The organism is Pseudomonas sp. MWU12-3088, assembly GCF_023242405.1.
Classification (GTDB): domain Bacteria; phylum Pseudomonadota; class Gammaproteobacteria; order Pseudomonadales; family Pseudomonadaceae; genus Aquipseudomonas; species Aquipseudomonas kribbensis.
Map to the genome: position 1 here is coordinate 359956 of NZ_JALJEA010000004.1, position 18339 is coordinate 378294.

At 62.0% G+C, this 18339-nt stretch carries 21 protein-coding genes; 19 read left to right on the plus strand and 2 right to left on the minus strand.

From position 1 onward, the window contains the following. Window positions 1-146 precede the first annotated feature (146 nt). The 10 genes from M5B98_RS13225 (at window position 147) to M5B98_RS13270 (ending at window position 9233) form a co-directional block, all read left to right on the plus strand. Window positions 147-518 carry a chemotaxis response regulator CheY gene (locus tag M5B98_RS13225; RefSeq protein WP_003183998.1) on the plus strand — a complete coding sequence of 124 codons (372 nt, stop codon included), beginning with the start codon at window positions 147-149 and terminating at the stop codon, window positions 516-518. A gap of 17 nt (window positions 519-535) precedes the next feature. Further along, window positions 536-1324, plus strand: coding sequence for a protein phosphatase CheZ (locus tag M5B98_RS13230; protein WP_007951961.1), 789 nt, complete (start codon window positions 536-538; stop codon window positions 1322-1324). A 39-nt stretch (window positions 1325-1363) separates the two neighbouring features. Beyond that, window positions 1364-3649, plus strand: coding sequence for a chemotaxis protein CheA (locus M5B98_RS13235; protein WP_248742927.1), 2286 nt, complete (start codon window positions 1364-1366; stop codon window positions 3647-3649). Between the two features lie 49 nt (window positions 3650-3698). Then, window positions 3699-4835, plus strand: a complete 1137-nt coding sequence (locus tag M5B98_RS13240; RefSeq protein WP_114881910.1) for a protein-glutamate methylesterase/protein-glutamine glutaminase — start codon at window positions 3699-3701, stop codon at window positions 4833-4835. Then, entirely contained in the window at window positions 4835-5575 is a 741-nt protein-coding gene (locus M5B98_RS13245; RefSeq protein ID WP_085710490.1) for a flagellar motor protein, read from the plus strand. Before M5B98_RS13240 ends, M5B98_RS13245 begins: the two co-directional genes overlap by 1 nt. Window positions 5576-5587: 12 nt before the next feature. Further along, window positions 5588-6478 carry a flagellar motor protein MotD gene (motD, locus tag M5B98_RS13250; protein WP_085710492.1) on the plus strand — a complete coding sequence of 297 codons (891 nt, stop codon included), beginning with the start codon at window positions 5588-5590 and terminating at the stop codon, window positions 6476-6478. 43 nt (window positions 6479-6521) lie between these two features. Continuing rightward, the gene (locus M5B98_RS13255; RefSeq protein ID WP_085710493.1) at window positions 6522-7310 is read left to right on the plus strand and encodes a ParA family protein; all 789 of its coding nucleotides are present in this window, start codon (window positions 6522-6524) and stop codon (window positions 7308-7310) included. 2 nt (window positions 7311-7312) lie between these two features. Next, the gene (locus M5B98_RS13260) at window positions 7313-8266 is read left to right on the plus strand and encodes a CheW domain-containing protein (protein ID WP_248742928.1); all 954 of its coding nucleotides are present in this window, start codon (window positions 7313-7315) and stop codon (window positions 8264-8266) included. An 85-nt stretch (window positions 8267-8351) separates the two neighbouring features. Then, window positions 8352-8837: a chemotaxis protein CheW gene (locus tag M5B98_RS13265; RefSeq protein ID WP_007959223.1), complete on the plus strand. Its 486-nt coding sequence runs from the start codon at window positions 8352-8354 to the stop codon at window positions 8835-8837. Then, the gene (locus M5B98_RS13270) at window positions 8838-9233 is read left to right on the plus strand and encodes a DUF2802 domain-containing protein (protein WP_085710496.1); all 396 of its coding nucleotides are present in this window, start codon (window positions 8838-8840) and stop codon (window positions 9231-9233) included. A 55-nt stretch (window positions 9234-9288) separates the two neighbouring features. Here M5B98_RS13270 and M5B98_RS13275 read toward each other — a convergent pair whose 3' ends face one another. Together M5B98_RS13275 and M5B98_RS13280 are read right to left on the minus strand one after the other, a co-directional pair. Continuing rightward, window positions 9289-9618, minus strand: a complete 330-nt coding sequence (locus tag M5B98_RS13275) for an EscU/YscU/HrcU family type III secretion system export apparatus switch protein (RefSeq protein WP_248742929.1) — start codon at window positions 9616-9618, stop codon at window positions 9289-9291. Next, entirely contained in the window at window positions 9615-11189 is a 1575-nt protein-coding gene (locus M5B98_RS13280; protein WP_248742930.1) for a flagellar hook-length control protein FliK, read from the minus strand. Before M5B98_RS13280 ends, M5B98_RS13275 begins: the two co-directional genes overlap by 4 nt. Before the next feature lie 198 nt (window positions 11190-11387). On the opposite strand from M5B98_RS13280, the gene ccmA reads away from it, so the two are divergent. The 9 genes from ccmA to ccmI all read left to right on the plus strand — a co-directional run bounded on the left by ccmA (window position 11388) and on the right by ccmI (window position 18335). Further along, window positions 11388-12023, plus strand: a complete 636-nt coding sequence (gene ccmA / locus M5B98_RS13285; protein ID WP_248742931.1) for a cytochrome c biogenesis heme-transporting ATPase CcmA — start codon at window positions 11388-11390, stop codon at window positions 12021-12023. After that, on the plus strand, window positions 12020-12688 hold the full coding sequence (gene ccmB / locus M5B98_RS13290) for a heme exporter protein CcmB (protein ID WP_007959235.1): 669 nt from the start codon (window positions 12020-12022) through the stop codon (window positions 12686-12688). The genes ccmA and ccmB overlap by 4 nt, the downstream gene beginning before the upstream one ends. 78 nt (window positions 12689-12766) lie before the next feature. Continuing rightward, on the plus strand, window positions 12767-13522 hold the full coding sequence (locus tag M5B98_RS13295; RefSeq protein WP_085733725.1) for a heme ABC transporter permease: 756 nt from the start codon (window positions 12767-12769) through the stop codon (window positions 13520-13522). Next, complete coding sequence (ccmD, locus tag M5B98_RS13300; protein WP_011333085.1) at window positions 13519-13695, plus strand: heme exporter protein CcmD; 177 nt, start codon at window positions 13519-13521, stop codon at window positions 13693-13695. Before M5B98_RS13295 ends, ccmD begins: the two co-directional genes overlap by 4 nt. Continuing rightward, window positions 13692-14147 (plus strand): cytochrome c maturation protein CcmE, encoded by a 456-nt coding sequence (ccmE, locus tag M5B98_RS13305; RefSeq protein WP_065261104.1) that lies wholly within the window; start codon window positions 13692-13694, stop codon window positions 14145-14147. Before ccmD ends, ccmE begins: the two co-directional genes overlap by 4 nt. A 3-nt stretch (window positions 14148-14150) precedes the next feature. Continuing rightward, the gene (locus M5B98_RS13310) at window positions 14151-16139 is read left to right on the plus strand and encodes a heme lyase CcmF/NrfE family subunit (RefSeq protein ID WP_085710503.1); all 1989 of its coding nucleotides are present in this window, start codon (window positions 14151-14153) and stop codon (window positions 16137-16139) included. Further along, window positions 16136-16672, plus strand: coding sequence for a DsbE family thiol:disulfide interchange protein (locus tag M5B98_RS13315; protein WP_248742932.1), 537 nt, complete (start codon window positions 16136-16138; stop codon window positions 16670-16672). The genes M5B98_RS13310 and M5B98_RS13315 overlap by 4 nt, the downstream gene beginning before the upstream one ends. After that, window positions 16669-17139 carry a cytochrome c-type biogenesis protein gene (locus M5B98_RS13320; protein ID WP_114881915.1) on the plus strand — a complete coding sequence of 157 codons (471 nt, stop codon included), beginning with the start codon at window positions 16669-16671 and terminating at the stop codon, window positions 17137-17139. The genes M5B98_RS13315 and M5B98_RS13320 overlap by 4 nt, the downstream gene beginning before the upstream one ends. Beyond that, entirely contained in the window at window positions 17136-18335 is a 1200-nt protein-coding gene (gene ccmI / locus M5B98_RS13325) for a c-type cytochrome biogenesis protein CcmI (RefSeq protein ID WP_248742933.1), read from the plus strand. The genes M5B98_RS13320 and ccmI overlap by 4 nt, the downstream gene beginning before the upstream one ends. The last annotated feature ends 4 nt before the right edge of the window (window positions 18336-18339 follow it).

The window sequence follows — 18339 nt, forward strand, 5'->3', positions numbered from 1 at the left end:
AACGAGGCTGGTGCGGTGGTGAACGGCACCGGTCTTGCTCTGTTGTGCTCCAGACAGTCATCGAGTGCTTTGCCGGATTGATTGAAATGGCGCGTTCAGGTGCTGGACGCGTTTAAGACTGCTTGGAGGTCGAATTGAACAAAGACATGAAAATCCTCATCGTTGATGACTTCTCAACGATGCGGCGGATCATCAAGAACCTGTTGCGTGACCTCGGGTTCACCAACACCGTTGAAGCCGACGATGGCACCACCGCCATTCCGGTGCTCAACAGCGGCAGCATCGACTTTCTGGTGACCGACTGGAACATGCCCGGCATGACCGGTATCGACCTGCTGCGTCACGTGCGCGCCGATGAAAAACTCAAGCACCTGCCGGTGCTGATGGTGACCGCTGAAGCCAAGCGCGAGCAGATCATCGAAGCGGCCCAGGCCGGCGTTAACGGCTACGTGGTCAAACCTTTCACGGCTCAGGCGCTGAAAGAAAAAATCGAGAAGATTTTCGAACGCATCGGCTGATGACGCGCGGGGGAGCTATGGAGCATAAAGAATCTTCACAGGGCGACTTCGAGTCGACGCTGAAAAAACACGCGGTCGAACTGGTCGAAAGCCTTGAAAAAGGCAGGTTCGGCGACGCTGTGCAACTGATCCATGAGCTCAATCAGACCCGTGACCGTGGCCTGTACCAGGAAGTCGGCAAGCTCACGCGCGAACTGCACAGTGCGATCGTCAACTTCCAGATCGACCCGCATATGCCGCAGGCCGAGGAAGTGTCGCAGATCACTGATGCGACCGAGCGCCTGGGCTATGTGGTCAAGCTGACCGAAGCCGCGGCCAACCGCACCATGGATCTGGTGGAAAGCGCCACGCCGGTGGTCAATGGTCTGGCTGACGAAGCCCAGGCGTTGAGTGCCGACTGGGGACGTTTCATGCGCCGCGAAGTCGGGGCTGAAGAGTTCCGCGAACTGGCGCGCCGGGTCGACGGTTTTCTGGCACGCAGCAGCGCGGACAACCGCGCGGTGTCGAGCAACCTCAACGACATCCTGCTGGCCCAGGATTACCAGGACCTCACCGGCCAGGTGATCAAGCGCGTGACCCAACTGGTCACCGAAGTCGAAAGCAATTTGCTCAAACTCGTCCTTATGGCCAGTCAGGTTGACCGCTTTGCGGGCATCGAACATGACCGTGCGGCGATGCTCGCTGAAAAAGATCCACAAAAACATCTCTCGCAGGGTGAAGGTCCGCAGATTCATGCCGATAAACGAGAAGACGTTGTGTCCGGTCAGGACGATGTGGACGATTTGCTATCCAGCCTTGGATTTTGAGTTTTTTTGGGTTTTTAGACCTGTAGGAGCACCCCATTAATGAGCTTCGGCGCCGATGAAGAGATCCTTCAGGATTTCCTGGTTGAGGCCGGCGAGATTCTTGAGCAACTGTCCGAACAACTGGTCGAGCTGGAAAGCCGCCCGGATGACGCAGATCTGCTCAACGCAATTTTTCGCGGTTTCCACACTGTAAAAGGGGGCGCCGGCTTCCTTCAGCTCAACGAGCTGGTGGAGTGCTGTCACATCGCCGAAAACGTGTTCGACATCCTGCGCAAGGGTGAGCGTCGCGTAGATGCAGAACTGATGGACGTGGTGCTCGAAGCGCTGGACTCGGTGAACAGCATGTTCGGCGAAGTTCGCGATCGCAGCCCGATCACCGCTGCAACCCCGGAACTGCTGGCCGCCCTGGCGCGCCTGGCCGAACCGCAATCGGCGGATGAAGCCCCGGCTTCGCCTGTGGCCGAGATGATCGAAGAGCTGGTCGTTGAAAACGAAACCGGCGACTCCGGCGACATCACCGATAACGAATTTGAACAGCTGCTGGACTCGCTGAATGCCGTCAAGGCCGAAGCCGAAGCCCCGGCGGCTGCCGCTGCGCCGGCTTCCGACGAAGCGGCCAGCGATGAAATCACCGACGCCGAGTTCGAGTCGCTGCTCGACCAGTTGCACGGCAAGGGCCAGTTCGCGGCCGATGCCGTGGCACCTGCGGCCGCTGCACCTGCGGCTCCGGCGGCGGGCGACAGCTCGGACATCACCGACGATGAATTCGAAGCCTTGCTCGATCAGTTGCACGGCAAGGGTAACTTTGCTGTCGATGCGCTGGAGTCGGCGATTGCGTCCGTCCCTGCAAATGCGAATGCTGCTCCGGCAGCGGCTGCAGCCGGTAGCGATCTGATCACCGACCACGAGTTCGAATCGCTGCTCGACGATCTGCATGGCAAAGGCAAGTTCACTGACGTCGCCACCGGTGCCGTCGTGACGGCCGGCAATGCTTCTGCTGTTGCAGCGCCTGCCGCCAAGGCCCCGGCCGCTGCGGCGAAGCCTGCTGCAAAAGCGCCTGAGCCCAAAGCCGAACCGGCCAAACCGGCTGCCGCTGCTGCACCGGCTCCGGCCCGTGCACCGGCGACTCCGCCACCGGAAAAACCGGCGAGCGAAGCCGAGACTACCGTGCGTGTGGACACCGCGCGTCTCGACGAAATCATGAACATGGTCGGCGAGCTGGTGCTGGTGCGTAACCGTCTGGTGCGCCTGGGCCTGAACAGCGGCGACGAGTCGATGCAGAAGGCCGTGTCGAACCTCGACGTGGTCACCGCCGACCTGCAGACCGCTGTCATGAAGACCCGGATGCAGCCGATCAAGAAAGTCTTCGGTCGCTTCCCGCGTCTGGTTCGCGACCTCGCGCGTCAGCTCAAGAAAGAGATCAACCTGGAACTGGTGGGCGAAGAGACCGACCTCGACAAGAACCTCGTCGAGGCACTGGCCGACCCGCTGGTCCACTTGGTGCGCAACGCGGTCGACCACGGCATCGAGTCGCCGGAAGAACGCGAAGCCTCGGGCAAGGCCCGTGGCGGCAAGGTGATCCTGGCCGCTGAACAGGAAGGCGACCACATCCTGCTGTCGATCTCCGACGACGGCAAAGGCATGGACCCGAACGTCCTGCGTGCCATCGCCGTGAAACGCGGCGTGATGGACAAGGATGCCGCCGATCGCCTGAGCGACACCGAATGCTACAACCTGATCTTCGCCCCGGGTTTCTCGACCAAGACCGAGATCTCCGACGTGTCCGGCCGTGGTGTCGGCATGGACGTGGTGAAGACCAAGATTTCCCAGCTCAACGGGTCGATCAACATCTACTCGACCAAGGGCGCCGGCTCGAAAATCGTCATCAAGGTGCCGCTGACGCTCGCGATCATGCCGACCCTGATGGTGATGCTCGGCAACCAGGCGTTCGCGTTCCCGCTGGTGAACGTCAACGAAATCTTCCACCTCGACCTGTCGACCACCAACGTGGTGGACGGCCAGGAAGTGGTGATCGTGCGGGACAAGGCGCTGCCATTGTTCTACCTCAAGCGCTGGCTGGTCAGCTCCGCCGCTCACGAAGAGCAGCGCGAAGGCCATGTGGTGATCCTTTCGGTAGGCACCCAGCGGATCGGCTTCGTCGTCGATCAACTGGTCGGCCAGGAAGAAGTGGTCATCAAGCCATTGGGCAAAATGCTGCAGGGAACCCCGGGCATGTCCGGCGCCACCATTACCGGTGACGGCCGCATTGCGCTGATTCTCGATGTTCCAAGCATGCTCAAGCGTTACGCCGCACGGCGTATTTGAATCCGGGGCAGCGGGGCGACAACGTCCCGCTGCACCTAATGGAGTGTTTATGGCAGTCAAAGTCCTGGTGGTGGACGATTCGGGTTTTTTCCGCCGCCGCGTCTCGGAAATTCTTTCAGCGGATCCGAGCATCCAGGTTGTCGGTACGGCAACCAACGGTAAAGAGGCGATCGATCAGGCCCTGGCCCTCAAGCCGGACGTGATCACCATGGACTACGAGATGCCGATGATGGATGGCATCACGGCGGTGCGGCACATCATGCAGCGCTGCCCGACCCCGGTGTTGATGTTCTCCTCGCTGACTCATGAAGGCGCCCGGGTGACCCTGGATGCGCTGGATGCCGGCGCGGTGGATTTCCTGCCGAAGAATTTCGAAGACATCTCGCGCAATCCGGAGAAGGTCAAGCAACTGCTGTGCGAGAAGGTGCACAGCATCTCGCGCAGTAACCGTCGTTTCAGTGCCTACAGTGCGCCGGCGCCTGCCGCTGCACCGGCACCTGCGCCGACTCCGGCAGCGGCGCCGTCGAGCTTTGGCAGCCACAGTGCACCGGCTCGTCCGGCACCGGCGCCTGCCCCGGCTCGCGCTCCGGCAGCCAGCGCTTCGTCGCCGGCGCCGAAACGCAAGGCCTACAAGCTGGTGGCAATCGGCACCTCGACCGGTGGCCCGGTTGCCCTGCAACGGGTTCTGACCCAGTTGCCGGCCAACTTCCCGGCGCCGATCGTGCTGATCCAGCACATGCCGGCGGCCTTCACCAAGGCCTTCGCCGAGCGTCTGGACAAGCTGTGCCGCATCAGCGTCAAGGAAGCCGAGGATGGCGACATCCTGCGTCCGGGCCTGGCGCTGCTGGCACCGGGTGGCAAGCAGATGATGATCGACGGCCGTGGCGCGGTGAAAATCCTGCCGGGCGACGAGCGTCTGAACTACAAGCCTTGCGTGGACATCACCTTCGGTTCCGCGGCGAAATCCTACAGCGACAAAGTTCTGGCGGTCGTGTTGACCGGCATGGGCGCTGACGGTCGCGAAGGCGCGCGTCTGCTCAAGCAGGGCGGCAGCACCGTCTGGGCCCAGGATGAAGCCAGTTGCGTGATCTACGGTATGCCGATGGCGATCGTCAAAGCTGACCTCGCGGATGCGGTGTACGGTCTGGACGATATCGGCAAGCACATCGTCGAGGCGTGTATCTGATGGATGTTCTAAGCCTTATCGGGATCATCATGGCGTTTGTCGCCATCATCGGCGGCAACTTCCTTGAAGGCGGTCACCTCGGCGCACTGGCCAACGGCCCGGCGGCGCTGATCGTGCTCGGCGGGACCATCGGTGCCGCCTTGCTGCAATCGCCGATGAGCGCGTTCAAGCGTGCCATGCAGATTCTGGCCTGGATCTTTTTCCCGCCCCGTGTGGATCTGGCCGGCGGCATCGACCGTGTCGTCAACTGGAGCCTCACTGCACGCAAGGAAGGCCTGCTGGGCCTGGAAGGCGTGGCGGATGCCGAACCTGACGCCTACTCGCGCAAGGGCCTGCAACTGCTGGTCGACGGCGCCGAGCCGGAAGCGATCCGCAGCATTCTCGAAGTGGATTTCTACACCCAGGAAGCCCGCGACATCGAAGCCGCCAAGGTCTTTGAAAGCATGGGCGGCTATGCGCCGACCATCGGTATCATCGGTGCGGTGATGGGCTTGATCCACGTGATGGGCAACCTGGCCGATCCGTCGCAACTGGGCAACGGCATCGCCGTGGCATTCGTCGCCACCATCTACGGCGTGGCCAGTGCCAACCTGGTATTGCTGCCGGTCGCCGCCAAGCTCAAGTCAATTGCGTTGCGGCAGTCGCGTTATCGCGAAATGTTGTTGGAAGGTATTTTGTCGATCGCTGAAGGTGAAAACCCACGCTCCATCGAGTTGAAGCTTCAGGGCTTCATGGATTAAGGGACTAACCTCATGGCACGTCGTCGCCAGCATGAAGAGCACGTAAACCATGAACGTTGGCTGGTTTCCTACGCCGACTTCATCACCTTGCTCTTTGCCTTTTTCGTGGTGATGTACTCCATCTCGTCGATCAACGAAGGCAAGTACAAGGTCATCTCCGAAGCGCTGATCGGGGTCTTCACCGACTCCGACCGCTCGCTCAAGCCGATCCCGATCGGTGAAGAACGCCCGAAAACCGTGACCCCGGCCAAGCCGCTGGTCAAGGACTCCGAACAGGTCGATGCCGGCATCGCCGGGGCCAGCGATCCGCTGAAAAGCATCGCCGACGATATCAGTGCCGCGTTCGGCGACCTGATCGCGAGCAACCAGATGACCGTACGCGGCAACGAACTGTGGGTCGAGATCGAACTCAACTCCAGCCTGTTGTTCGGCAGTGGTGATGCGATGCCGAGCGATATCGCGTTTAACATCATCGACAAGGTTGCGGCGATCCTCAAACCGTTCGACAACCCGATCCACGTCGAAGGCTTCACCGACGACCAGCCGATCCGCACCGCGCAGTACCCGACCAACTGGGAACTGTCTTCGGCGCGTTCGGCGAGCATCGTGCGCATGCTGGCGATGCAGGGCGTCAACCCTGGCCGCATGGCCTCGGTGGGTTACGGCGAATTCCAGCCGGTGGCCAACAACGCCACCGCCGAAGGCCGGGCGAAGAACCGTCGCGTGGTGCTGGTGGTGTCGCGCAATCTCGATGTGCGTCGCAGCCTGACCGGCACCGGGACCGCCAATGCAACACCGGACGCCGCGTTGAAGCGTGCTGGCACACAAACTGCACCGACCCCGGTCAAGACGCCGGGACGCGAGAGTGCCGTCAATTCTCCGTCGCCCGCATTAATACGCTGAGCCATGTCTCGGCCGAGCAGCTCGGCCGGGAGGAACAATCCGAATGAGAGTCTGGGCAGTCGCCAATCAAAAGGGTGGTGTTGGTAAAACCACTTCTTCCATCGCTTTAGCCGGTTTGCTGGCAGAGGCGGGCAAACGCGTGGTCGTGGTCGATCTCGACCCGCACGGCTCGATGACCAGCTATTTCGGTTACGACCCCGACAGCCTGGAACACAGCAACTACGACCTGTTCCTGCACAAGGGCAGTGTGCCGCAAGGCCTGCCGGGCCAGTTGCTGCTGTCCACCAGCGATGAACGCATTTCCCTGTTGCCGTCGAGCACCGCGCTGGCCACCCTCGAGCGTCAGTCGCCGGGGCAGAGTGGCCTGGGCCTGGTGATCGCCAAGAGTCTGGCGCAGCTGTGGCAGGACTTCGATTACGCGATCATCGACAGCCCGCCGTTGCTCGGTGTGCTGATGGTCAACGCCCTGGCCGCGAGCCAGCAACTGGTGATCCCGGTGCAGACCGAACACCTGGCCGTCAAAGGCCTGGAGCGCATGGTCAATACGCTGGCGATGATCAACCGTTCGCGCAAACAGGCGCTGCCGTTCAGCATCGTGCCGACCCTGTTCGACCGCCGCACTCAGGCGTCGATGGGCACTTTGCGCGTGCTGCGCGACAAATTCCCCGAAGAGATCTGGCAGGGTTATATCCCGGTCGATACACGTCTGCGCGATGCCAGCCGTGCCGGTGTCACGCCTTCGCAATTCGACGGCAAGAGCCGTGGCGTGCTGGCCTATCGCGCGCTGCTCAAGCATCTGCTGGCGCAACAACTCGTTCCGCAGGTGGCCTGAGCATGAATCGGCCGATCAAGCTGACATCGAAGCCGCAACTGGCGCTGCAGTCCTATCTGGACGGCTTGCTGCAGGAAGTGACGGACGAGGTCGAGCAGGAAATCGCAGCGCCGGTCGAGGTGGTCGAGAACACCGCCGTACTCGATGAATTCCAGGCCGCCGTGCTTGAAGAGCAGGCCCGCGATGCGCAGCAAGCCGCCCGGCCGGTCGCCCCGGTTGCAGCGCCTGCCGCTGTGGTAGCGAAAGTACCTGCAACTTTGATCAAAGAGCCTGAGCCGGTGCGCGTGGTCTCGACGCTGGCACCGCTGCTGCAAACCCAACTTCTGCAAACGCCTGCGGTTCCGGCGGCGCCAGCGCCCGAGCCTGAAGTGCCTGCGCCAGCCCCGGTCGAGCCGACCCTGGTTGCGCCACTGGTGGAAGTGCATCTGCCACCGAGCAATACGCCGCCACCGGTGGAAACCGACGGTCGCCCGGCCTGGGCGTCGGAAGCCTTTGAATGCCTGCTGTTCGACGTCGCCGGGCTGACCTTGGCCGTGCCGCTGGTGTGCCTGGGCTCGATCTATTCGCTGGCCGGCCATGAGCTGACGCCGCTGTTCGGTCAGCCGGAATGGTTCCTCGGCATCCTGCCAAGCCAGGCGGGGAATCTGAAGGTGCTGGACACCGCACGCTGGGTCATGCCGGATCGCTATCGCGATGACTTCCGTCAGGGCCTGCAATACGTGATTTCGGTACAAGGTTACGAGTGGGGGCTGGCGGTGCATCAGGTCAGCCGCTCGTTGCGCCTGGACCCGAATGAAATCAAATGGAGAAGTCACCGGGGTCAGCGGCCATGGCTCGCGGGCACGGTGATTGAACACATGTGCGCCTTGCTCGATGTCTCCGCACTGGCCGAGCTGATCGCCAGCGGTGGGGCAAAGCACATGTCCGGCAGTAAGCCGAACCACAAACCGACATGACACTTACATAACAGACAGCACCGGCATATGCATGGCGGCGCACAGAACACACACCGCCAGGCGCGGTTTTTCGAGGGGCTAGGGTATGAACGACAAGGCTACTGCGGCAAAGGGTTCCGAAGATCCGATCCTGCAATGGGTGACCTTCAAGCTGGACAACGAAACCTACGGCATCAACGTGATGCGCGTTCAGGAAGTCCTGCGCTACACCGAGATCGCTCCGGTTCCGGGTGCTCCAAGCTACGTGCTGGGCATCATCAACCTGCGCGGCAACGTGGTGACCGTGATCGACACCCGTCAGCGCTTCGGCCTGATGAGCGGCGAGATCAGCGACAACACCCGTATCGTCATCATCGAAGCCGACAAGCAAGTGGTCGGCATCATGGTCGACAGCGTGGCTGAAGTGGTTTACCTGCGTCAGTCGGAAATCGAGACCGCACCGAACGTCGGTAACGAAGAGTCGGCCAAGTTCATCCAGGGCGTGTGCAACAAGAACAACGAGTTGCTTATCCTGGTCGAGCTGGACAAGATGATGAGCGAAGAAGAATGGTCGGAACTGGAGAATATCTGATTGATTCTCGAGGTAGCGGTCATTGTCCTGTTCCTGTTCTGGGCAGGCACGCTGGCGATGTTTCTGGCGTACATCAAGGCGCAGCGCGTGATCGCTGCGCAACAGGCCCAGGGCGATGCGCTGCGTGACCAGCGCATCAAGGACCTGGCCAAGCGTGTCGACGATTACCAGAACGGCAACGTGCGCATGGGCGAAGCCCTGCACGAGCTGCGCGCGGTCGTCAGTCCGATCCCGGACAAGATCACCCAGCTCGAACAGCGCGACCCGTCCAGCCTGTCATTCGCCCAGGCGGCGAAACTGGTCGGGATGGGCGCGAGTGTCGATGAGCTGACTCAGTCTTGCGGCTTGACCCAGGCTGAGGCGGAGTTGATGCGCAAGCTGCACAGAAGCAGTTGAGAGTTTCGAGCGGAACAAAAAAATCGCAGTCGATGACTGCGATTTTTTTTTGCCCTCAGTAATCGTCGCCGCGTTCGGTGACGTCTTTCTCGACCATCGGTGCATCCGGGTCGTGTCCTTGCGGGAACTTGCCCTTGAGGTTCCAGGCAAACGCGATGATCTCGGCAATCGTCAGGTACAGCTCCTGCGGAATGCTGTCGCCCAGTTCCATGCGCGCCAGCAACTTCACCAGTTCGGCGTTCTCGTAGATCGGCACTTCACAGTCGCGGGCGATGCGCAGGATTTCTTCGGCCAGTTCGTCGTCACCCTTGGCGGTGAGGGTCGGAGCGTGGCTGCCGTCGTACTTGAGGGCAATGGCCTGGCGTGGAGCAGTGGAATCATTCATGCGGTTTCGTCGACCCAGCGGTGTTCGAGACGGGTTTGGATGCCTTGCGGCGGGGTGCCGAGGTGGCAGTCGAGATCGCCGACGTTGAGCCCGCGATCCAGCAGGCGCTGGCGCAGTGCGGCCAGATTGGTTTCGATCAGGTCGGCAGTGTACGGCCGTTCGGCCCATAGCTGGCTCGACAGGCTGCCGTTGATCAGTTGCGCTTGAACCTGCATTGGCCCCAGCGGTTCCATGTCGAAGGCCAGATCGACACGCCACAGCTGTTGTCTGGTTTCGCGCTCGCTGTCACGGCGGTCATTCTGTTTTTCTTCTTGCGGCGCTTCTTCGCGCTGGAACTTGACCTGCAACGGCACGATGTCCTGCATATTGCGCATCGGGATTTCCAGTTGCCAGGTGCTGAGTAGACGCCCGTCGTCGGTCACGCCGGTCTGCTCCAGGCTCGACAGTTGATGGCTTTGCAGGCGTGAGACAGCGGCGGCGGCCAGGCGCAGCAAGTGTTCCAGATCGCCTTCACCTTCCAGGCTTTGCAGCAGCCGGTCCGGCAACGGGAAGCTGCCCGGCACCGGTTTGGCGCTGACCTGGCCGAGCATGCCGAGGGCATTGCGCACGAAGCTCGGCATCGCCTGGGCCAGGGTGTTGGCGGCGATGATCGCATTCAGATTGGTATTGCCGGGCAGACCGGGGGTGAGTTGCGCGATCAGCTTGAGCAGATCGCCTTTCATGTCCGGGGTCAGCGTCGGGTTTTGCCCGGCGAGCAATTTGGCTTCGAGAAATGCGCCGCTGTTGAGCAGCGCCTGGGCCAGGCCTTTGGGTGTGCTCAGTTGCCCGACGTCCGGCAGGTTCGCCAGCAGCCGGTCCACGGCCGCGCGCAGATCACTGGAGGTCTGGTCGTCGGCGGGCGGCAGGCTCTGGAGCATTTTCAACAAGCCATCCAGCGAACCCTGGCGACTTTGCTGGCTGACCAGTTGCTGACTGACCGCCAGTTGTTCCTGGCGATTGCTCAGGGGCAGGAATTTCAGGGTCTGGGAATCCTGCACCAGCGCCGACAGCAGGGTGCCGATGCGCAACGGCTGCGGGCTGTCGAGGCTCAGGGTGCTGCCGCTCAACACCGTGTTGAGCAGGCTGACCGTCGAGCGGAACACCGTCGGCTGCCCCGGCACCTGCGGCAGCGCCTGATTGGTCAGCACCTTGCCTTGCAGCAACGTCCCGACCGGCAATTGCGCGGTATCAATGCGGGTGAGGGTGGCGACAGCCGTGGCGATGGCCTGTTGCACGGTAACCGCCAGATTGCCCGCCGACGGCTGGGTGACCGCCAGGTTGGTGCCTTGCGGCAGCGGCAGGGGACTGGTCGCCTGCACGGTGGTCTGGCGGCCGCCGTCGAGGGTGACCTTGAGCAGTACCTGAAAGGCCTGGTCCGCCGGTTTCAGCGACAACACCTCGGCCTTGGCGCTCTGGCCGGCGGCAATCAGCCCGTCCATCGGCGTCAGCAGCTTGAGCAGCTCACCTACCTGCGGGCGAGCGGTCGCCGGGGTGGTGGGCGGGAGCGGGAGGATGTTCATTTCGCCTGTCATACGCGGACACAACCTGAGGAAAATGCACTCGGGAGAGCAGGGGACGCCATGTATAATGCCGCCCGTCCTTCCGTTCGTTCAAAAAAACATAGCAATTGTTTGACCCAGCTCTCTGGATTGAGCCGTCATTGCATTTATGCTGCAACTCTTTAACGGCCGCCCCAGAGCCGACTTGAACCGTATAAGGCCCGTGAACCCTTGACCAGCCCTGTCCTGCAAACCGTCGGCCTCGCCTGTGAGCGTGATCTCAGACTGCTCTTCGAGAATCTCGAATTGAGACTGGCCAGTGGCGATATGGTGCAGATCAGCGGTCCCAACGGCAGCGGCAAGACCAGTCTCTTGCGCCTGCTGGCCGGCCTGATGCAACCGACCGACGGTCAGGTGCTGCTCAACGGTCAACCCCTGGCCGAGCAACGCAGCGAACTGGCGCGCAACCTGCTGTGGATCGGCCATGCCGCCGGCATCAAGGACTTGCTGACCCCGGAAGAAAACCTCGCCTGGCTCTGCGCCTTGCATCAACCTGCCGGACGCAAGGCGATCTGGCAGGCGCTGGCGGCGGTTGGATTGCGCGGCTTCGAAGATGTTCCCTGTCATAGCCTGTCCGCCGGCCAGCAGCGCCGCGTGGCGCTGGCACGCTTGTATCTGGACAGCCCGCCGCTGTGGATCCTCGATGAGCCGTTCACCGCGCTGGACAAGCAAGGCGTGGCGCAACTCGAAGAACACCTGGCCAATCACTGCGAGCAGGGCGGTCTGGTGGTGTTGACCACTCACCACACGCTGAGCCGGATGCCGGCCGGTTATCGCGACATCGATCTGGGGAACTGGGCAGTATGAGTGTGTTCGGCCTGCTGGTTGCCCGTGAATCCCGACTGCTGTTCCGCCGCCCGGCGGAGCTGGCCAATCCGCTGATTTTCTTCGCCATCGTCATCGCATTGTTCCCGCTGGCCGTCGGACCGGAAACTCAAGTATTGCAAAACTTGTCCCCGGGGTTAGTCTGGGTGGCGGCGCTTTTGTCGGTCCTGCTCTCGCTGGACGGGCTTTTCCGCAGTGATTTCGAAGACGGATCCCTTGAACAGTGGGTCCTTTCGCCGCACCCCCTGCCACTTCTGGTGTTGGCCAAGGTGCTGGCACACTGGCTTTTTTCCGGGCTGGCACTGGTTTTGCTCTCGCCGTTACTGGCGTTGATGCTCGGGTTGCCGGCTGCGTGTCTGCCGGTATTGCTGCTTTCGCTGCTGCTGGGAACACCGGTGCTGAGCTTGCTCGGCGCGGTGGGCGCGGCGCTGACGGTCGGTCTGAAACGCGGTGGCCTGTTGCTGGCGCTGCTGATTCTGCCGTTGTACATCCCGGTGTTGATCCTCGGCAGTGGCGCCTTGCAGGCGGCGCTGCAGGGCATGCCGGCAATTGGTTATCTGTTGTGGCTTGGCAGCCTGACCGCCCTGGCGATAACCCTGACACCTTTTGCAATAGCTGCTGGCCTGAAGATCAGCGTCGGCGAATAATGAGGTCTGGTTAAAATTTAACCAGCAAAGACCCTGAGACTGCTCACACCGATGAGCGGCACCCGTGATGGAAACAGTATGAACTGGACCTGGTTTCACAAGCTCGGCTCGCCCAAGTGGTTCTACGGCATCAGCAGCAAGTTCCTGCCGTGGCTGAGCATTGCAGCGTTGCTGCTGATCGCTGTCGGCGTCGTCTGGGGCCTGGCCTTCGCGCCGCCGGACTATCAGCAAGGCAACAGCTTTCGCATCATCTACATCCACGTTCCCGCCGCGATGCTCGCCCAGTCGATCTACGTGATGCTGGCGGTGTGCGGTGTGGTCGGGCTGGTGTGGAAGATGAAACTGGCCGACGTCGCGCTGCAATGCGCCGCACCGATCGGCGCGTGGATGACCGCTGTGGCGCTGGTCACCGGGGCAATCTGGGGCAAGCCGACCTGGGGTTCGTGGTGGGTCTGGGACGCGCGGCTGACCTCGATGCTGATTCTGCTGTTCCTGTACTTCGGCGTGATCGCTCTGGGCAACGCCATCAGCAACCGCGACAGCGCCGCCAAGGCTTGCGCGGTACTGGCCATCGTCGGCGTGATCAACATTCCGATCATCAAATACTCGGTGGAGTGGTGGAACACCCTGCACCAGGGCGCGACCTTCACCCTGACCGAAAAACCGGCGATGCCCGCCGAAATGTGGCTGCCGTTGTTGCTGACGGTGCTGGGTTTCTACTGTTTCTTCGGCGCCGTGCTGTTGCTGCGCATGCGCCTTGAAGTGCTCAAGCGCGAAGCCCGCGCCAGCTGGGTGAAAGAAGAAGTGCAGAACAGCCTGGAGGCCGCTCGATGAGTTTCGCGTCATTCGGCGACTTCCTCGCCATGGGCCATCACGGCCTGTACGTCTGGTCGGCCTACGGCATCTGTCTGGCGGTACTGATCCTCAACGTGGCGGCGCCGATCGCGGCCCGCAAGCGTTATCTGCAACAAGAGGCGCGTCGTCTGCGCCGGGAGAACGGCAAGTGAATCCGCTGCGCAAAAAACGCTTGATCATCATTCTGGCGATTCTGGTCGGGGTCGGCGCTGCCGTCGGCCTGGCCCTGAGCGCCCTGCAGCAGAACATCAATCTGTTTTACACCCCGACCCAGATCGCCAACGGCGAAGCACCGCAGGACACCCGCATCCGCGCCGGCGGCATGGTCGAGAAAGGCTCGCTGCAACGTTCCCCGGACTCCCTGGACGTGAAATTCGTGGTCACTGACTTCAACAAGTCCGTGACCATCACCTACCGCGGCATCCTGCCGGACCTGTTCCGCGAAGGGCAGGGCATTGTTGCACTGGGCAAGCTCAACGCCGACGGCGTCGTAGTGGCCGATGAAGTGCTGGCCAAGCACGACGAGAAATACATGCCGCCGGAAGTGACCAAGGCCCTGAAGGACAGCGGTCAATCCGCGCCGACCCAAGCGAAGGAGGGTTGATCGATGACTTCAACGATTTTTATTCCCGAGCTTGGCCATCTGGCCATGATCCTGGCGCTGTGTTTCGCGCTGGTGCAGGCCGTGGTGCCCTTGCTCGGTGCCTGGCGCGGCGACCGTCTGTGGATGGGCCTTGCCCAGCCAGCGGCCTGGGGGCAGTTCGCGTTCCTGCTGTTCGCCTTCGGCGTTCTGACCTATGCCTTCATGACCGATGACTTCTCCGTGGCCTACGTCGCGATGAATTCCAACAGCGCGCTGCCGTGGTACTACAAATTCAGCGCGGTGTGGGGCGCCCACGAAGGTTCGTTGCTGCTGTGGGCGTTGATCCTCGGTGGCTGGACCTTCGCGGTGTCGGTGTTCTCCCGACAGTTGCCGCAAGTCATGCTCGCCCGTGTATTGGCGGTGATGGGCATGATCAGCACGGGTTTCCTGCTGTTCCTGATCCTGACTTCGAACCCGTTCTCGCGGATCCTGCCGCAGATCCCGGCGGACGGTCGTGACCTCAATCCGTTGCTGCAGGATATCGGCCTGATCGTGCATCCGCCGATGCTGTACATGGGTTATGTCGGTTTCTCGGTGGCGTTTGCGTTCGCCATCGCTGCACTGCTCGGCGGTCGTCTGGATGCCGCGTGGGCACGCTGGTCGCGCCCGTGGACCATCGTTGCCTGGGCTTTCCTCGGCATTGGCATCACCCTCGGTTCGTGGTGGGCTTACTACGAACTCGGCTGGGGCGGCTGGTGGTTCTGGGACCCGGTGGAAAACGCCTCGTTCATGCCTTGGCTGGTGGGCACGGCGCTGATTCACTCGCTGGCGGTCACGGAAAAACGTGGCGTGTTCAAGAGCTGGACGGTGTTGCTGGCGATTGCCGCGTTCTCCCTGAGCCTGCTCGGGACGTTCCTCGTACGTTCCGGTGTGCTGACGTCGGTACACGCGTTCGCCTCGGATCCTGAGCGCGGCGTGTTCATCCTGATCTTCCTGCTGTTCGTGGTCGGCGGTTCGCTGACGCTGTTTGCTTTGCGCGCCCCGGTGGTCAAGAGCCAGGTTGGCTTCAACCTGTGGTCGCGGGAAACCCTGCTGCTGGGCAACAACCTGGTGCTGGTGGTGGCGGCGTCGATGATCCTGCTCGGCACCCTGTATCCGCTGATTCTGGATGCCATCAGCGGCGCCAAGCTGTCGGTCGGCCCGCCGTACTTCAACGCGCTGTTCATTCCGTTGATGGCATTGCTGATGGTGGTGATGGCGGTCGGTGTGATCGTGCGCTGGAAAGATACGCCGGTGAAGTGGCTGGCCAATATGCTGACGCCAGTGCTGCTGGGCAGTGTCGCCCTGGCGGTCGTTGCCGGTGTCGCCTACGGCGATTTCAACTGGGCGGTGATCGCGACCTTCCTGCTGGCTGCATGGGTGTTGCTGGCCGGCGTGCGCGACATCTTCGACAAGACGCGCCACAAAGGCCTGATCAAAGGCCTGCCGACCCTGACCCGCAGCTACTGGGGCATGCAACTGGCCCACATCGGCATCGCCGTGTGTGCGCTGGGCGTGGTGTTGTCGAGCCAGAACAGTGCCGAGCGTGACCTGCGTCTGGCGCCGGGCGAGTCGATGGAACTGGCCGGTTATCAGTTCGTGTTCGAAGGTGCCAAACACTTCGAAGGCCCGAACTTTACCTCTGACAAAGGCACCATCCGGGTGATCCGCGATGGCCGCGAAGTCAGCGTGCTGCACCCGGAAAAACGCCTGTACACCGTGCAGAGTTCGATGATGACCGAAGCGGGAATCGACGCCGGTTTCACCCGCGACCTCTACGTCGCGCTGGGCGAACCACTGGGCGACGGCGCTTGGGCGGTGCGGGTGCATGTGAAACCGTTTGTACGCTGGATCTGGTTCGGCGGTCTGCTGACCGGTCTGGGCGGGATGCTGGCAGCGCTGGACCGGCGTTACCGGGTCAAGGTCAAAGCCAAGGTGCGTGAAGCGCTGGGCATGGAAGGAGCCGCTGCATGAGACGTTGGTTGATGCTGGTGCCGCTGGCGGTTTTCCTGCTGGTGGCGGTATTTCTTTATCGCGGTCTGTACCTGGATCCGGCGGAGTTGCCGTCGGCGATGATCGGCAAGCCGTTCCCGGAGTTTTCCCTGCCGGCGGTGCAGGGCGACAAGACCCTGACCAAGGCTGACATTCTCGGCAAACCGGCGCTGGTCAACGTCTGGGGCACCTGGTGCATTTCCTGCCGGGTCGAGCATCCGGTGCTGAACAAACTCGCCGAGCGCGGCGTGGTGATCTACGGGATCAACTACAAGGACACCAACGCCGATGCGTTGAAATGGCTGGCCGAATTCCACAACCCGTATCAACTGGACATCCGCGATGACGAGGGCTCCCTTGGCCTGAACCTCGGTGTCTACGGCGCGCCGGAAACCTTCTTCATCGACGCCAAGGGCATCATCCGCGACAAGTACGTCGGGGTGATCGACGAGCAGGTCTGGCGCGAAAAACTGGCGACCAAGTATCAGGCATTGGTCGACGAGGCCAAGCCATGAAGCGTTTTATTGCTGCCGTGGTACTGGGGCTGAGTCTGGCCGGTGTGGCCCACGCCGCCATCGACACCTATGAGTTCGCCAAAGAAGGCGATCGCGAGCGTTTCCGCGAGCTGACCAAGGAACTGCGCTGCCCCAAGTGCCAGAACCAGGACATTGCCGATTCCAACGCGCCGATTGCCGCCGACCTGCGCAAAGAGATTTTCCGCATGCTCGGCGAGGGCAAGGACAATCAGCAGATCATCGACTTCATGGTCGATCGCTACGGTGATTTCGTCCGCTACAAACCGGCGCTGAATGCCAAGACCGCGCTGCTGTGGTTCGGCCCGGCGGGATTGTTGCTCGGCGGTTTTGTCGTCATCGCCGTGATCGTCCGCCGCCGTCGCGGGCAACGCGCCGAGACTCCGCAATCGCTGTCTCCCGAAGAGCGTCAGCGCCTCGACCAACTGTTGGATAAAAACCAAGAATGATTGATTTCTGGCTTGCCGCAGGGCTGTTGCTTCTGGTCGCCCTGAGTTTTCTGCTGATCCCCGTTCTGCGAGAGCGTCGCGCCCAGCGTGAAGAGGATCGGACTGCACTGAACGTCGCGTTGTATCAGGAGCGCGTCGCCGAGCTGCAATCGCAGCAGGCTGAAGGTGTTCTCGATGCTGCGCAAATGGACAGCGGCCGAGCCGAAGCGGCCCGTGAGCTGCTGGCCGACACCGAAGGTGTGGCGCCGACCCGGGTTTCTAGACTGGGCAAGCCGTTGCCGTTGCTGGCGGCCGTGTTGGTGCCGGTGTTGGGCCTCGGTTTGTACCTGCATTTCGGTGCTGCCGACAAAGTCGAACTGACCCGGGAGTTCGCCCAGGCACCGCAGTCGATGGATGAGATGACCCGGCGGCTGGAGCGCGCCGTGGCCGCGCAACCGGATTCCGCCGAAGGCCTGTATTTCCTCGGTCGCACCTACATGGCTCAGGATCGTCCAGCCGATGCGGCGAAGATGTTCGAGCGCGCCGCCAACCTGGCTGGTCGTCAACCGGAACTGCTTGGCCAGTGGGCGCAGGCGCAGTACTTCGCCGATGGCAAGAAGTGGTCGGACAAGATCCAGGCCCTGACCGACGAAGCGCTGAAGGCTGATCCGAAAGAAGTCACCAGCCTTGGCCTGCTCGGCATCGCCGCTTTCGAAGGCGAGCGCTATCAGCAAGCCATCGATTACTGGAACCGCTTGCTGGAGCAACTGCCGGCGAATGACAAATCCCGCGAAGCCCTGCAGGGCGGTATCGCGCGAGCGACCGAGAAACTTGAAGCCAGCGGCGGCAAGGTGGCTCAGGCGCCGGTGGCGAAAACCGCGCTGCTCAAGGTCAGCGTCGATCTGGCCAGCGAGCTCAAAGGCAAGGTGCAACCGGGTGACAGCGTGTTCATCTTCGCCCGCGCCGTTTCCGGCCCTCCAGCGCCGCTGGCAGCCAAGCGTCTGACCGTCGCCGACCTGCCGGTGACCGTCGAGCTGGGCGACGCCGATGCAATGATGCCGCAGTTGAAACTGTCGAACTTTCCTGAAGTCCAACTGGTTGCGCGCGTCTCCCGTGCCGGTCAGCCGACCGCCGGTGAGTGGGTAGGCCGCAGCGGGCCTCTGGCCAGCAGCACCACCGCGCCACAAAAACTGACCATCGACAGCCCGGACAAATAGCCGG